Raw genomic sequence first — 15620 nt, 5'->3', positions numbered from 1 at the left:
GAATTTCAGCCAGCTTTAGTCACCTTCCTTCGCCCTTAATAACACCAAACGCAAAAAAACTGCCCCCCGCAATAGGAGGCAGTCATAAATGTATACAGAAATACGGGCTGAGCTTCTAGACCCGCTGCGCTGCAGTCAATTCATTCTCCACTTTCCTACGCTGGTATAAACCAGATCAGGTTCAAAGGGTCCGAACCGTAAGTTCGTCTCAGCCTCGCGGCACCCCTAGTGACAATTTCATATGCTGTTTGCTAACGTGGTCTATATTAACATAATATTCCTACAAAAAGCTAGCCTGTCAGCCGTTAATAATCTCGCCGCCATTCACATGAATAACCTGGCCGCTTACATAAGAAGAATCACTGGAAGCCAGATATACATAGGCTGGTGCCAGCTCCTCCGGCTGTCCGGGACGCTTCATCGGCTGAGTGCCGCCGAACTCACTGACCTTCTTCGCGTCAAAGGTGGATGGAATCAGCGGTGTCCAGATCGGGCCCGGAGCCACTGCATTGACTCTGATGCCTTTATCCGCCAGATTCATGGACAGTGAGCGGGTGAAGCTGAGAATCGCTCCCTTGGTGGAAGAATAGTCCAGCAGCTGCGGGTTGCCCCGGTACGCCGTAATTGATGTGGTGTTAATGATCGTGGACCCTTTTTTAAGATGCGGCATGGCTGCTTTGGTCAGATAGAACATCGAGAATATATTCGTGCGGAAGGTCCGTTCCAGCTGTTCAGCAGTGATGTCTTCAATCTTATCCTGCGGATGCTGCTCTGCGGCATTGTTGATCAGGATATCCAGCTTGCCGAGACCTTCCACTGTTTTGTTGATCAGATCCTGGCAGAAGGCTTCTACGCCGATATCGCCGGCAATCAGGATACACTTTCGCCCTTCCTGTTCCACCTGTCTTTTGGTTTCCTCGGCGTCGCTGTGTTCGTTCAGATAGGAAATAACGACATCCGCACCCTCCTTGGCAAAATGCACGGCAACCGCACGTCCGATTCCGCTGTCTCCACCAGTTATAAGTGCAGCTTTGCCCAGCAGCTTGCCTGCTGCTTTATAGGCGGATGTCTCAAATTCAGGCAGCGGGTTCATTTGACTTTCGATTCCCGGCTGGCGGTTCTGCTCCTGCGGAGGCAGGGTTTTCTGTGGCTGTTGATTCTCTGACATGATCCATTCTCCTTTCGCTTTAACACATGGATGGTAAATTTCATCATCTTAGGATGGCTCAGGATGGGGAGGTTATGCACTGTGCTGGTCTTTAATACAAAATGACTTTACGATATGTTACTTACCACAGTTAAGCGGCGGTCAAACGAAAATACTGTCGTTTTTCACGCGGAAGCTTTATATACTTAAGAATAGACTGTATCAGATAGTAGCAATGGGGGAGGTGCGCTGCATGACTAAAAATAACCGTAATATTATCGTCGCTGTCAAAGGTGTCATCATCAACGAAGGAAAAATCCTGCTGGTCCAGCGTGCGTCTGCGGATGCTGTAGGCGGGGGCACCTGGGAGTGTGCCGGTGGAAAAATAGAGTTCGGAGAAGGCCTGGAGGCCGCTCTGGTAAGAGAAATTAAGGAGGAGACCGGTTTAACGGTCACTGTGGATAATCTGCTGTATGCGGCATCCTTCTTAACCGATCCAGCGAGGCAGGTTATCATTATTACCTACTTGTGCCGCAGCGGGGAACAGGTAATCCGGCTGTCAGAGGAGCATACCGACTACAGATGGTGTACAAAGGACCTGATCCACCGTCTGCTGCCGCCTCAGATTTTTGCCGAATTCGTGAAGTATCATATCCTGGAGCTGGAGGGACTTCAGTAAAATATACCCGGACAACACAAATTGCCCTCGCAGCCGCGGCCGCCAGGGCAATTCCTCATTCTCCGGTCTTAAATAATGTGTCTGTACACCATGAAGAAAATCATAACAATCAATACAACCATAAGCAGCAGGCTCATTGTGCGCAGCTTACCCGTATGGGCAGTTACATCGCGGTTCTCGCGGATTCCGGCTGCAGCCAGGCGGAGCGGCTTGTTCATGATGCCGCCCAGCGCGAACATCGCCAGGAGCAGTACGACAACTACTGCCATCCATGCCACAGTATAATCCCCTTGTGACATCATATAACCGCCAGTTAACAGCTGAATGACCAGGCCATACTGGGCGAAGCGGTTGAAGCCGCTAACTGCACTGAGCGTGCCCTCCTTGGCCGGAGCGGAAAGCTTCTGTGCACCGCTCAGAATAAAAGGGAGCACCAGATAAAATCCGAGTGCCAGCGTCCCGATCATATGTAGGAAAAATAAAAAACGGTCCATCTTTTACCTCCTCCATTAGTCACTGTGATATATGTTACATTCCAATTATACCTGACTGCATCCCACAAGAAAAGAAAACCCCCATTTCTATTTTAAAAATGGGGGCTGCTATCCATATATTCCTAGACTTTAACTGCAGAAGTTACTGCACGCACAGAATCTGCCGACTTATCCAAAGCGGCCTGTTCTTCAGCTGTAAGCTCCAGTTCATAGATCTTCTCGATGCCGTCCGCGCCAAGCAGGGCAGGAACACCCATGAACAAGTCGTCATAGCCGTATTCGCCTTCCAGCAGGGCAATGACAGGGATGATCCGCTTCTTATCTTTGAGAATCGCTTCTGTCATCTGCACCAGGGAGGCCGCTGGCGCATAATAAGCGCTGCCGTTGCCCAGCAGGCTGACAATTTCTCCCCCGCCAACGCGGGTGCGCTGTACAATCTCTTCAATGCGCTGCGCTGGAATCAGCGTGTCGATCGGAATGCCGCCTACACTGGAGTAGCGTACAAGCGGAACCATATCGTCCCCGTGTCCGCCAAGCACGAAGCCGCGCACATCCTCAACGGAAACGTTCAGCTCCTGGGCAATAAACGTGCAATAACGTGCCGTATCCAGCACACCTGACTGACCGATTACGCGGTTTTTGGGGAACCCCAGCGCATGATAAGCGGCATAAGTCATCGCATCCACCGGATTGCTCAGGATGATGACGATAGACTCCGGAGCCACACGCTTAATGTTCTCGCAAACGGATTTGACAATGCCGGCATTGGTGCTCACTAAATCATCGCGGCTCATCCCCGGCTTACGGGCTATCCCTGCTGTTATGATAACAATATCAGAATCCGCTGCATCCTCGTAATCTGAAGTGCCGGTAATCTGGCTGTCGAACTTCTGCACAGGAGCTGCTTCCAGCATGTCGAGCGCCTTCCCCTTGGTCGGATTCTCCAGCTGCGGAATATCAAGCAGCACTACATTTCCCAGTTCCTTCTGTGCAAGCATAAGCGCTGTAGTAGCTCCGGTAAACCCGGCGCCTACGACTGTAATTTTATAACGTTTGATGGCCACAGGTGGACCTCCTAATTTTCATTAAAATTTTATTAATGCTTATCTTCGCACAAAACGGGCCTCCGGAGCATACGCTCCTTCAGCCCGATCCGCTGTGATTGCCTTACAGGTGATTGATAATTTCGTCGGCGAATGCCGAGCACTTCAGCTCTGTCGCGCCTTCCATCTGGCGGGCAAAGTCGTAAGTTACTGTCTTGTTGTTGATCGCAGTGCTCATGCCTTTATAGATCAGATCAGCCGCTTCCTGCCAGCCGAGATGCTCAAGCAGCATAACACCGGAAAGAATTACTGAACCAGGATTAACAACATCCTTGTCCGCATATTTAGGGGCCGTTCCGTGAGTAGCTTCGAAGATCGCATGGCCTGTCAAATAGTTAATATTTGCTCCAGGTGCGATACCGATACCGCCAATTTGTGCAGCCAGCGCGTCAGACAGATAGTCCCCGTTAAGGTTCAGCGTAGCGATCACGTCGAAGTCAGTCGGGCGGGTCAGCACCTGCTGCAGCGCGATGTCCGCAATGGCGTCTTTAACAATGATTTTGCCGGCGGCTTCTGCTTCCTTCTGGGCCGCATTTGCTGCTGCTTCTCCGTCACGTTCTTTAATTACATCATATTGATTCCAGGTAAATACTTTATCGCCGAACTCCTGCTCAGCCACTTCATATCCCCAGTTCTTAAATGCGCCTTCGGTGAATTTCATGATATTGCCCTTATGCACCAGCGTCACGCTCTTGCGGCCATGCTTGATTGCATATTCCACTGCAGCACGGACGAGGCGCTTCGAGCCTTCAGAGGATACCGGCTTAATACCGATTCCGGATGTTTCCGGGAAGCGGATTTTGTTCACGCCCATTTCCTTCTGCAGGAACTCGATAACTTTCTTCACTTCCTCAGAGCCTTCTTTATACTCGATACCGGCATAAATGTCCTCTGTATTCTCCCGGAAAATAACCATGTCCACCAGCTCCGGATGTTTCACCGGTGAAGGAACTCCGTCAAAATAACGCACCGGACGCAAGCATACATAGAGATCCAGCTCCTGGCGCAGCGCCACGTTAAGTGAGCGGATTCCGCCGCCGATTGGCGTCGTCAGCGGTCCTTTGATCGCTACGATGTACTCGCGGATTGCTTCCAGGGTATCGTTCGGCAGCCATTCACCATATGTATTGAAGGCTTTCTCGCCGGCAAACACTTCGTACCAGGCAATTTTTTTCTCCCCGCCGTAAGCTTTGTCTACAGCAGCATCAAGCACACGCTTGGAGGCTTTCCAGATGTCGCGGCCTGTGCCGTCGCCTTCGATAAACGGGATGATCGGATGAGCCGGAACCACCAGTTTGCCATTTTCAATCGTGATTTGTTCGCCTTCTGTCGGCAGATCGTATTTCTCCAATTTCAACATTTGTGGGGATTCCTCCTAAAAGTTTTGTGGGCTACGCTACATTGACATTACATCTACAAAAGCTGCCCCGGAAGCAATAGCTTAAGCTAGTTTAGTTCAGCAGCCGCTTCCCGGGTTAACTCTCTGTTCAAAAAGCTCCCTGGGAAACGTCTGCCGGGTCCGCCGATACGCGCTGCGTACCTATAATTCTACTAAGGGGCGATGGAGCCTGCAAGTCCTCTTAATTATCTCTCGTCTACCGGCACGTATTTCTGCTCAAGCATTCCTGTGTATTCAGCACGCGGGCGGATAATGCGGTTGTCCTCGTACTGCTCCAGAATATGCGCTGTCCAGCCCGAAGTCCGGCTGATCGCAAAAATCGGCGTAAACAGCTCACGCTCAATGCCCAGCTGTGTATAGACCGAAGCAGAATAGAAGTCTACGTTCGGCTTCAGCCCCTTCTGTCCGGTAATCAGATCCTCAATCTTGACGGACATATCGTAGAGCGTGGTATCATTCTTCATCGTTCCCAGCTCCTGCGACATCTTCATCAGATGTTTGGCGCGCGGATCGCCGTTCTTATAAACACGGTGCCCGAAACCCATAATCTTCTCGCGGCGTTCCAGCTTGGCGCGGATGTAAGGCTCCACCGCCTCCAGGCTGCCGATCTCTTCCAGCATCTTCATTACGGCTTCATTCGCACCGCCATGCAGCGGGCCTTTGAGCGCGCCGATGGCCGAGGTTACACCGGAATAAATGTCGGACAGTGTAGCTACGGTTACCCGGCTGGCAAAAGTGGACGCGTTAAGCTCATGGTCAGCATGCAGCACCAGAGCCGCATCCAGCGCTTTGACTGAAATGATATCGGGCTGTTTGCCCCACAGCATATACAGGAAATTCTCGGCAATCGAGACGCCCTCTCTTGGGGCAACCGGTTCCAGGCCTTTGCGGATACGTGCAAGTGCAGCCACAAGTGTAGGAATCTGGGCCTGCAGCTTCACTGCCTTTATTTCATTAGCTTCACGGCTCATATCATCGGCGGCTTCATCGTATAGCGCAAGGCTAGATACGGCAGAACGCAGCGCGGCCATCGTGTTCGCTGTCTTTGGATAAAGCTTCATCTGGGCAATTACCTGCTCAGGGACCTCTGCGAAGGCGCTGAAATCACGCTGCAGAGCCTGCAGCTCCGGCGTAGTCGGCAGGCTGCCGAACCACAGCAAATAAGCGGTCTCTTCAAAGGTGGCATTCACCGCAAGATCATCGATATCATATCCGCGGTAAGTAAGTACGCCATCCACAATGGAACTAATGGAAGAGGTCGTAGCAACGATGCCTTCCAGGCCTTTAGTAGCTGTCATAGTATATCTCTCCTTTGCCAACGAGGGTGTACAAGCCATTGCTAACATCATGAAAACATTTACAATTTAACAGATAAAAACGAAATGAAAAATGGGTAGTTATACATCTTCTAAGGATTGCAACTAACTTTCGAAACAGAAGCTGTAATAATCATACCGGATTTTGACGGTTATGTGAACAACATGGAAGCTTTGTTCGGCATCAAATGATTTTATCGGAGGGATAGAAAAAAACTTCTGATCCACCTGTTTCATGATTGCGCTTTCAGTGTATATAGAGAGCTTTCTCCTTCTGCATTCCGATCTTTTAGTAGTCTGCAATTCCGATCTTTGAATATACATAAGACGAGCAGTTATCGCATGCTAAAACAGTCTGACGGGAGGTGTGGCCGATGGATTCGCTGCTGTTCAAAAGAGTGCTGCGCGGCCTGTGGGTCGTGCTTGCCGGGGCGGGTCTGCTCCTCGCGTTGTATGTACTGCTGCCGCTCATTTACCCGCTGCTGCTCGCCTGGCTGCTGGCTTATCTCATCCATCCGCTGGTGCTGATCCTGAAGGGCTTCAAATTGCCGGGGTGGCTGGCTGTATCACTCTCCCTGCTCTTCTACATCGGCGGGACCGCTCTTGTGCTGACTGCGCTGATAACCCGCCTCGTAAAGGAGCTCATTGTACTGCTGCAGACCTTTGACCTTCATACCGGAGAGTGGCGGGACCTGCTGCTGTCTATCAGCCGAAACGCCAGTATTCAGAATATCATTAACCAAATCAACCAGTTTTACCACGAAAACCCCGGTTATCACGATACGATTGACAGCAATATCAACCGGACAACGGAAACTGTCGGCAATGCCGTGACGGAGCTCATCACCGGATTTTTCAACATGATCCTGAAGCTGATCTCCGCGCTGCCGAGCCTCGGTACCATTCTGATGGTGATTGTGCTGGCCGCTTTCTTTTTAAGTACCGGGTGGGAGCGCCATAATGCCTGACTGACCGCCTTACTGCCGCCCCCTCTTGTGCGTCCGGTCTCCGAGATCTGGAGTGATCTGCGCAAAGCATTGGTTGGTTACCTGCGGGCCCAGGTAGTGCTGATTTCGGTCACAGCTGTCATCGTCATCACCGGCCTGCTGCTGCTGGGGGTGAATTCCGCTTTTGTCATCGGGCTGACCATCGGGATGGTCGATATGGTCCCATATGTAGGTGTCGGTGTGGTTTTGTTTCCTTGGGCGCTGTATTCCTATATGACAGGTGATCTGGGACTTGCCGTCGGTCTGCTGGTGCTTTACGGGGTAATTCTCGTCACCCGCCAGGTGCTTGAGCCGAAGGTGCTGGCCAGCAGTATCGGACTGGACCCGCTGACGATGCTGATCGGCATGTTTGCCGGCCTTCAGCTGTTCGGCATGCTCGGCCTCCTGCTCGGGCCTGTCCTCCTGGTCATCCTCGATGCCTTCAACCGAGCAGGCGTCTTCCGGGCACTTCACAGCTACATCGTAAGCGGCAAATTGCATTAGTCTAAAAAAGCTGCCTTACGCATAAGCACAGCTTGCTATACTCTTTGCGAAAATCCAATGCTCCCATGGCAGGAGAGGAAACAGGATAGCAGGAACGCCCGACCGGATAGTTGGCTATAGCTCACAGTACTGTATCATATGGTGGAATCCGGGAGAGGGGACACTGTTCTCCCTCCCGCTTGCGGCTTAATTAATGGGATTTATCCCGTTGTTCTGGCCGTTCCGCGTGCTTGCGGCTTAATTAATGGGATTTATCCCATTGTTCTGGCAGTTCCGCCCGCTCGCGGCTTAATTAATGGGATTTATCCCATTGTTCTGGCAGTTCCGCCCGCTCGCGGCATTGGCAGCAATAAAGCGATCAGGCAGTTAGGCGCTTATTGGTACGCTGGTTTACCTTGTCTAATGGCTAAATGCAATAAAACGCCCCTGCTGCACAAAGTCAGCAGGGGCGCTTGAACGAGCCCTAAAGCTATGAAACACACGGCCGCCTGACTATTACCTCCGGTAAAAAGTGAAGGTGCCGTTTTTCATTTTCTTCTCGATCCATTTCAGCAGAAAAACCCGGTACAGTGGCCGGGTCAGCGGAAACACCAGTGAAAAACCGATTATATCCGTTACGAAGCCCGGCAGAATCAGCAGCAGGCCGCCGAAAAAAATACATAAGCCGTCCAGCATGGTCCGTCCCGGCACCTTGCCCTCCTGCATTTGCACTCTGCTGTCCTGCAGCACCTTCTTACCTTCAAAACGCATCATGAGAAAACCGATAACCGAAGTAACCAGCATGAGCAGCAGCGCTTTGGGTGCTCCAAGATGTTCTGCAACAAAGATGAACCCGAATAATTCCACGGCCGGGATAATAAACATAGCAGCCCACAGCCATTTACTTCTAATCATACTGCCCCTCCTTCTTCCCTCAGCGCCCCGGTTATAGCGCGGTACAGCTCGGGCAGCGCCCGGTCCAGCCTAACCGGCTTCCAGTCCTTGTTTAGCCAGACATGAGAGGTTGATCCGCTAACCAGCAGCTCGCCAGGCAACGGCTGATCCAGCGGCTCTGACTTCATACCTGATCCGGAATGATTACCGGGGCCGCCGTCTTCCCGCTCCGTTAACCGGCGTATTTCGTATTCATATACCACTCTCAATGCCGAAAAGACACTAAGCCGGGCATACACAGCAATAAGATCATCATAGCGTGCCGGGCTTTTGAATTGCAAATCTGCGGCAGTCACCGGAAGAAGCACACCCAATTCCTCAAGGGAACGGTAGGCAAAGCCAAGACCGCGGAACATTTCGGTACGCCCGCTCTCAAACCAGCTCAGATAGTTGGCATGATATACCACCCCCATCTGATCCGTCTCCTGATATCTTACGCGGAAAGCGGTACTGTACCAGCGGCTGGCCAGAACCCGAGTACGTGATTCCACAAAAATGCCCCTTTCTGTAATGTCAGTCCTGTTATACAGCTCTAGAGTCCCAGCCCGTTCGAAGGCACCGGCCGTGGAACTTTGCTTCGCGAGCTTCTGGCAACGTAAAGCAGCAGAACCGCTCCAATTGCGGCACTAAGCATGCAGGACAGATTCATCAGCTCCACGCCTCCCTCGCTCAGCAGAAAGCCATTCAGCAGATTGCCCAGAATACCGGCAAATCCGGAAAAGACGATATTAAAGACACTTTGACCCGTCGCCTGCATTTCTGAAGAAGTAATTTGAGATACATATTCCACAGCAGCGATATAAAAGAGGCCAAAGGACAGGCCGTGCAGCACCTGCACTCCGATCATTACCGAAGGGTAAGGGAAGGCCACTTGTATACCCCAGCGCAGTACATAGATAAGCGCGCCAAGCAGCAGCGTGCGTTCGCGTCCGAGCTTACGGATAACCTTCGAGGCATACAGCATGGAAGGCACATTAGTAAAGGAAGCAATAAACAGGGCAATTCCGGCATGGCTCGCAGAACCGCCAACCGATTGAAAAGCTACCACAAAGTATGTGCCAAACGCCGCCATCGTCTGGTTAACGAGAAAACATCCGCCCAGAAAGGCCAGAAAGACGCGGTTGCCAAGCAGCTTCTTGACACCCTGGGAGAAGGACTGGCTCATCATGTGATTCTCCTCTGCCTGCTTCGGCAGTGTCAGGGCAATGATTACCGCAGCCGAATTCAGGACCAGAAAAGGCAGCCAGATTGTGGATACGGAGAAATTCTCAATATATTGCCCGCCCGCATAGGCCCCCACAGCCGCTCCTATGCTCATCATCAGCCGGATGCTGCCGTAAGAGGACCCGGCCTTGTTCGCGGCTGCAATGGCGTAAGAATCGGCGATAGGGGCCTGTGTAGACGAGAAGATGGTGGACACTGTGTAAATCAGCAGCAATACCATGAAATATTCGAAGCGGTAAAAAACAGCCAGCACCGCCGGCACGGCCACACTAAGGATCAGTACAAGGCGTGCCTGATTGTATCTGTCAGCGATTAGACCCCACACCGGCTGAATGCAGATGGCGATCAATGTACCGGTGGCCATCATCATGCCGATCTGGCTGACATCCATACCGTTATACTTCAGAAGCAGTGTCAGATAGGAGCCGAAAGAGCCTCCGGCCAAGCCCAAAAAAGAGATAGAAGCCGCGCAGCTTCAGTAATTTATTCATAGATACTATAAGTCCTCTCCAATCCTTTTTAACAGATAACCCAACCTTTACGAGAGTTCACCGCATTAGATAGAGCAGAACCTAATTGAAGGCGGTGGACAAGTGAGCACAGTTCATAGATTAAAGCGCAGTCAGCCCTGTTATACGGATAAAACTAACCAGAACAGAAACCGGATCACCGGTTTCGGCTGGACGTCAAGCAACTGGAGCGGATATGCGATAAGAGGCAAAAAAGGCGCCTTCCGGCGGATTTCCGCCGAGTGGATCGTACCCTTCGTAAAACCGACATCTAAACCCACTTATTCTTCAGTATGGATCGGGATCGACGGCTTCAAGAACAGCAGCCTGATTCAGACCGGCACCGGACATGAATCCGTAAACGGAACGGTCCACTATTACGCCTGGTGGGAGATCCTGCCTGCAGCAGAGACGGTTATCCAGCTCCCGGTCTCACCGGGTGACCGGATGCGGGCTACGATCCTGAAGGTCAGCAGCGGTAAATGGTGTATCCTACTGTGTAATTTGAGCAAGCAATGGACCTTTCGTACCCTCCAGCGCTATAACGGTCCGCAGAGTTCTGCCGAATGGATTCTGGAAGCACCTCAGATCGGCAGCACCGTGGCCCCCTTAGCCCAGTTGACGCCGACACGCTTCAGCTGCTGCCGGGTTAACGGTAAAAGCCCTAAGCTCACTGCCAGTGACGGGGGGATCATGATCCAAAACAAAATTACGGTTGCCGTGCCTTCAAGCCCCAATGCCAGGGGCGATGCTTTTACAGTGAAACGTATATATCGCAAAGGACTATCTCAAGCTTACTTGAAAAGCCCCATTTCTGTTCGCTCTTAGCCAATATAAACATTTGAAGCCCTGATATCAAGCAAAAAAGCAATGGCGGATTACACCATTGCTTTTTATATAACATTTAATAGATCAGCGTATAGACGCGTATCTTAGTCGGCAGGAATCGTGTCCACTTTCACGAGGTTAGTGGAACCGGAACGTCCCAGTGGAATACCGGCAGTGATCACAACGAGATCGCCTGCTTTTACCAGACCGGAAGCTTTACCGCCTGTAAGAGCAGTTTGGAGCAGTTCGTCTGTAGAAGTTGCTTCTGGTCCGAATACTGGCGTTACGCCCCATACCAGTGCCAGTTGACGCATAGTTCTTTCTTGAGTGGTTACGGCAATGATTTGGGATTTAGGACGGTATTTAGAAACCACGCGTGCAGTGTGGCCAGTTACTGTCGAAGAAATGATAGCTTTAGCATTCAGGTCCAGAGCGGAGATCGCTACGGATTGGCTGATAGCTTCAGTAACCGTTGTTTCTTGGGCAATTTGTTGCTTCATGAAGATTTCACGGTGGTTCAGCGCGGATTCCGCTTTCTCAGCAATGCGGGACATTGTGAGTACGGATTCTACCGGATATTTCCCGGCAGCAGTTTCACCGGACAGCATGATTGCATCTGTTCCGTCGAAGATAGCGTTCGCTACGTCACTCGCTTCAGCGCGGGTAGGACGCGGGTTGCGCTGCATGGAATCCAGCATTTGGGTAGCTGTGATTACCGGCTTGCCGGCAATGTTACATTTTTGAATCATCAGCTTCTGAGCCAAAGGCACATCTTCAGCAGGAATTTCTACGCCGAGGTCACCACGGGCAACCATAAGGCCGTCGGAAACCGCCAAAATTTCATCAAGATTATCGACACCTTCTTGGTTTTCGATCTTGGAGATGATTTGGATATGGGAAGCGTCATGCTTCTCAAGCAGTGCACGGATTTCCTGAACGTCGCTGGCTTTGCGAACGAAGGAAGCGGCGATAAAATCGATGTCCTGTCCGATCCCAAAAACGATATCGTTGGTATCTTTTTCTGTAATGCCCGGCAGGGAGATAGAAACTCCCGGTACGTTAACGCCTTTTTTGCTCTTGATCGTACCGCCGTTAACAATACGGGTCTTGATTTCTGTGCCTTGAATGTCAACTACTGTAAGTCCGATAAGACCGTCGTCGATCAGGATAGTCGATCCTACTTGAACATCGTTAGGAAGATCGCTGTAAGTAATCGAGATACGGTTCTGGTCACCAAGGATTTCTTCCGTAGTCAATGTCAGGTACTCGTCCTGAACCAGTTCAATCGGTTCTACTTCCAGCTTGCCGGTGCGAATCTCCGGTCCTTTGGTGTCGAGCAGGATAGCAACGGTTTTACCCAGTTCTTTAGATGCCTGACGAATGGTTTTAATCCGGTTGCCGTGCTCTTCAAAGTCGCCGTGGGAGAAGTTCAGACGGGCTACATTCATACCAGCCAAAATCAATTTTTTGATATTCTCCAACGATTCACTAGCAGGTCCGATCGTACATACAATTTTACTTTTCCGCATTAGGTTTTCCTCCGTTTTTTCGTTCTCTCTGTCTCACTTTTTCCAACTACAAAATCTACTATAAGGCTTGCTGTTTGTATAGGAACTTTGTCACACGTACCTTTTACCGCGCCCTAATGAATATTACTGCAAACTGGAAACAAAATCAATGTTCTAGCGTCTTTTCCGTGTAAATATAAGTCGAATTTACGACGCTTGTCCGCAAAATAAAAATCATCCCGCAAGGTTCACGGAATGATTGCTGTGGAAATAAATGTATACTCCAGTCTTTCCAAACTCTGGACTGGAAGGATTTTACATATGTGTGAAAGTGCAAATAACGACGTCCTGCTACTCCACGTTCTGGACTTCTTCTTCAAGGATCGCTGACTCCTGCGTGCCTTCGGCAAACTCGCCGATTTTGCGGAATTTACGGTAGCGGTCCTCTTTGAGCTCTGCGGGGTCCAGACCGGACAGTTCCTGCAAATGGCGCCATACGGCATCCTTGATTGCCGCCGCGGCTGCTTCATAATCATGGTGCGCCCCGCCCCTCGGCTCAGGGACGATTTCTTCAATCACTTCCATCGCCAAAAGATCAGCTGCTGTAATCTTCATCGCTTCAGCCGCCTGCTCTGCCTTGCCTGCATCCTTCCACAGGATGGAGGCAGCACCGTTCGGGGAGATCGCTGAATAGATGGCATGCTCCAGCATCAGGACACGATTGCCGACCGCCAGCGCCAAAGCTCCGCCGCTGCCGCCTTCACCAATGACAACGCAGACGACAGGCACAGCAAGCTGGGACATCTCGTAGAGACTGCGCGCAATCGCTTCAGACTGTCCGCGTTCCTCTGCCGTATTTCCGGGGTAAGCTCCCTTGGTATCAATAAAGGTGATGATGGGACGGCCAAACTTCTCCGCCTGCTTCATCAGCCGCATCGCTTTGCGGAAGCCCTCGGGATGCGCACTGCCGAAGAAGCGCAGAATGTTCTCTTTCGTATCCTTGCCCCGCTGCTGGCCGATGACGGTAACCGGCATGCCGTTCAGCTTGGCAATCCCGCCGACTACCGCAAGGTCGTCTCCGAACAAGCGGTCGCCGTGCAGCTCCATGAAATCCGTAAAGATCAGTCCGATCAGATCAAGCGACGTCGGACGCCCGTGATGCCGGGCGAGATGCATTTTCTGGGGAGCCGAGATGTTTGAATATATTTCTTCCGCGAGTACGCGGTAACGTTCTTCAAGCCGGGCAACTTCATCGGTGAAATCGATGCCCTTCTCATCGCCAAACTGCTTCAGCTCAGCGATCTTCTTGCGCATTTCTACCAGAGGCATTTCAAAAGGCAACTCTCCCGCCAACCTAAAATCCCCCTTTCACATCATGCAATTCCAAAAGCTTGGTTAGCGTCGACCGCATTTCCTTACGATGCACCACCAGATCAAGCTGTCCGTGCTGAAGATTAAATTCAGCTGTCTGGAAATCATCCGGCAGCTTCTGCCGGATCGTCTGCTCTATTACAATTCTTCCTGCGAATCCGAACACCGCCCCGGGCTCGGCAATAATAATGTCGCCAAGGCTCGCAAAGCTCGCGGAGACACCACCTGTCGTTGGGTCGGTAATAATCGAAATATATAATCCTCCGGCCTCGCCAAACCGGGCCAGGGCTGCGCTGGTCTTCGCCATCTGCATCAGACTGAGAATACTTTCCTGCATCCGGGCACCGCCCGAAGTGGAGAAAATCAGCATCGGCAGCTTCTTCTCCGTAGCTTCTTCCACGGCTCGGGTGATCTTCTCGCCGACAACCGAACCCATACTGCCGCTGAAGAATTCGAAATTCATTACAGCTACAATGACCGGGTGGCCGCCGATCGTTCCCTGGCCGGTGATTACAGCTTCAACTTGTCCGGTTTTGGACTGCTGCTGCTCCAGCTTCGAGGCATAGCCCGGAAACTGCAGCGGGTCAACGGAGGCCATCTCGCTGTCAAACTGGGTAAACCCTTCGGGATCAAGAGTCATGGCGATCCGCTCCATCGCGTTCAGCCGCATATGATAGCCGCAGGACGGGCATACCTTGTAATTCTTCTCCAGTTCCTTACTGTACTGGATCGTACCGCATTTACTGCATTTGCTCATAAGCCCTTCGGGAATCTCCCGCTTCGGGCGTTCGCCTTCCGCCGGTCCGCCGCTCCGCTCCAGACGCTCTGAAGGAATAGTCGCGTACTTCCGTTTTTTCTGAAATAAATCTTTGAACAAGGGTCGCACCTCTTCAGCCGTTTATTTGCGCATTCAGCAGCTTGCCGCTGTTATTACTGCACTATAGATTTTTAAATTAGGGATGTAAAATCAGATTAAGGGCTTCCTGAACTTCCTCAAGCTCGCCTGAAGGAACCAGAATTTCAAATTGCTGCTTGGACATATTAATCGGACGGCACTTGACCATGAAACCTTCTTCCGTAAGCTTGCTCTGAATCATATCTGCCACTTTGGCGGTTGGCGCTATATAGATTACCGTCCACATGCCCTGCAAAGCCTCCCTAATCTCAATTCCCAGCCGTATCCCGCGTATAATGGAATCATGATAACACAGTTTTCTTTTTTCCCGCAACAGGAGTAAAGCAGAGGAAGCCAGACCAGGAGGCCGCATTCGTCAGCTAACAGCGGATCAATTATGGCGTACCGGTGACATGGGGATACACCTTCGCCCCTTCATGACGATGGGCAATTCTGGCTGAAGCAGCGGCGGCAATTCCGGCCACCAGATCATCCAGAAAGACGTGGATTTTCCCCGGATCATCGTTCAGGCTGCCGATAATGCCGAGCTTTATTTTGTCCAGATAACCAAAGCCTGTCAGTCCGATCATGCCATAGACCCCCGTGATGCCGAGCGCCAGAGTCTCGTCCGCCCCGTAGAGCGATTCATCCGCTTCCATCACCGCCTGCAGCGGCTGGGGAAGCAGCCCTTGTTCCGCCAGTTCATCGAGGGCAACGCCCGTCA

General features: G+C 51.4%; 15 protein-coding genes, 1 pseudogene and 1 riboswitch. Of the genes and pseudogenes, 3 read left to right on the top strand and 13 right to left on the bottom strand.

Annotated features, from left to right (window positions below):
- Positions 1–135: 135 nt before the first annotated feature.
- Positions 136–237, bottom strand: a riboswitch (TPP riboswitch).
- Positions 238–298: 61 nt separating this feature from the next.
- A complete protein-coding gene (locus tag AQR02_RS06410; protein ID WP_054939872.1) occupies positions 299–1168 on the bottom strand; it encodes an SDR family oxidoreductase in 870 nt (289 codons plus the stop codon).
- Positions 1169–1400: 232 nt separating this feature from the next.
- Here AQR02_RS06410 and AQR02_RS06405 point away from each other — a divergent pair, with 232 nt between their 5' ends.
- Entirely contained in the window at positions 1401–1826 is a 426-nt protein-coding gene (locus AQR02_RS06405) for an NUDIX hydrolase (protein ID WP_054939871.1), read from the top strand.
- 68 nt (positions 1827–1894) lie between these two features.
- Here the strand turns inward: AQR02_RS06405 and AQR02_RS06400 are convergent, their stop codons facing one another.
- From AQR02_RS06400 to citZ, 4 genes are all read right to left on the bottom strand, one after another.
- Complete coding sequence (locus AQR02_RS06400; RefSeq protein WP_054939870.1) at positions 1895–2320, bottom strand: hypothetical protein; 426 nt, start codon at positions 2318–2320, stop codon at positions 1895–1897.
- Between the two features lie 122 nt (positions 2321–2442).
- A complete protein-coding gene (gene mdh / locus AQR02_RS06395; protein ID WP_054939869.1) occupies positions 2443–3384 on the bottom strand; it encodes a malate dehydrogenase in 942 nt (313 codons plus the stop codon).
- Positions 3385–3487: 103 nt separating this feature from the next.
- Complete coding sequence (gene icd / locus AQR02_RS06390) at positions 3488–4783, bottom strand: NADP-dependent isocitrate dehydrogenase (RefSeq protein WP_054939868.1); 1296 nt, start codon at positions 4781–4783, stop codon at positions 3488–3490.
- A 224-nt stretch (positions 4784–5007) separates the two neighbouring features.
- A complete protein-coding gene (citZ, locus tag AQR02_RS06385) occupies positions 5008–6120 on the bottom strand; it encodes a citrate synthase (RefSeq protein ID WP_054939867.1) in 1113 nt (370 codons plus the stop codon).
- A 392-nt stretch (positions 6121–6512) separates the two neighbouring features.
- On the opposite strand from citZ, the pseudogene ytvI reads away from it, so the two are divergent.
- Positions 6513–7628 (top strand): annotated as a pseudogene (gene ytvI, locus AQR02_RS06380) (sporulation integral membrane protein YtvI).
- A 495-nt stretch (positions 7629–8123) separates the two neighbouring features.
- Here the strand turns inward: ytvI and AQR02_RS06375 are convergent.
- Genes AQR02_RS06375 through AQR02_RS06365 form a run of 3 tightly spaced genes read right to left on the bottom strand, consistent with a single transcriptional unit; the run spans position 8124 to position 10230 of the window.
- Positions 8124–8522, bottom strand: coding sequence for an FxsA family protein (locus AQR02_RS06375; protein ID WP_054939866.1), 399 nt, complete (start codon positions 8520–8522; stop codon positions 8124–8126).
- A complete protein-coding gene (locus AQR02_RS06370) occupies positions 8519–9052 on the bottom strand; it encodes an acyl-CoA thioesterase (protein ID WP_054939865.1) in 534 nt (177 codons plus the stop codon). Before AQR02_RS06370 ends, AQR02_RS06375 begins: the two co-directional genes overlap by 4 nt.
- Before the next feature lie 41 nt (positions 9053–9093).
- Positions 9094–10230: an MFS transporter gene (locus tag AQR02_RS06365; protein WP_342447443.1), complete on the bottom strand. Its 1137-nt coding sequence runs from the start codon at positions 10228–10230 to the stop codon at positions 9094–9096.
- 148 nt (positions 10231–10378) lie between these two features.
- On the opposite strand from AQR02_RS06365, the gene AQR02_RS06360 reads away from it, so the two are divergent.
- Positions 10379–11122 carry a G1 family glutamic endopeptidase gene (locus AQR02_RS06360; RefSeq protein ID WP_108721977.1) on the top strand — a complete coding sequence of 248 codons (744 nt, stop codon included), beginning with the start codon at positions 10379–10381 and terminating at the stop codon, positions 11120–11122.
- Between the two features lie 104 nt (positions 11123–11226).
- Here the strand turns inward: AQR02_RS06360 and pyk are convergent, their stop codons facing one another.
- The 5 genes from pyk to AQR02_RS06335 form a co-directional block, all read right to left on the bottom strand.
- Entirely contained in the window at positions 11227–12651 is a 1425-nt protein-coding gene (gene pyk / locus AQR02_RS06355; RefSeq protein WP_054939863.1) for a pyruvate kinase, read from the bottom strand.
- A 330-nt stretch (positions 12652–12981) separates the two neighbouring features.
- Complete coding sequence (locus tag AQR02_RS06350) at positions 12982–13983, bottom strand: acetyl-CoA carboxylase carboxyltransferase subunit alpha (protein WP_054939862.1); 1002 nt, start codon at positions 13981–13983, stop codon at positions 12982–12984.
- Between the two features lies 1 nt (position 13984).
- The gene (gene accD, locus AQR02_RS06345; RefSeq protein ID WP_054939861.1) at positions 13985–14878 is read right to left on the bottom strand and encodes an acetyl-CoA carboxylase, carboxyltransferase subunit beta; all 894 of its coding nucleotides are present in this window, start codon (positions 14876–14878) and stop codon (positions 13985–13987) included.
- Positions 14879–14954: 76 nt separating this feature from the next.
- A complete protein-coding gene (locus tag AQR02_RS06340; protein WP_054939860.1) occupies positions 14955–15143 on the bottom strand; it encodes a hypothetical protein in 189 nt (62 codons plus the stop codon).
- A 148-nt stretch (positions 15144–15291) separates the two neighbouring features.
- The coding region (locus tag AQR02_RS06335) for a phosphatidylglycerophosphatase A family protein (RefSeq protein ID WP_187388761.1) at positions 15292–15620 on the bottom strand (329 nt) is incomplete at its 5' end.

This window comes from Paenibacillus ihuae (genome assembly GCF_001368795.1).
In the GTDB taxonomy this organism is placed as follows: Bacteria; Bacillota; Bacilli; order Paenibacillales; family Paenibacillaceae; genus Paenibacillus_AQ; species Paenibacillus_AQ ihuae.
This window is presented reverse-complemented; position numbering and strand designations above follow the sequence as displayed.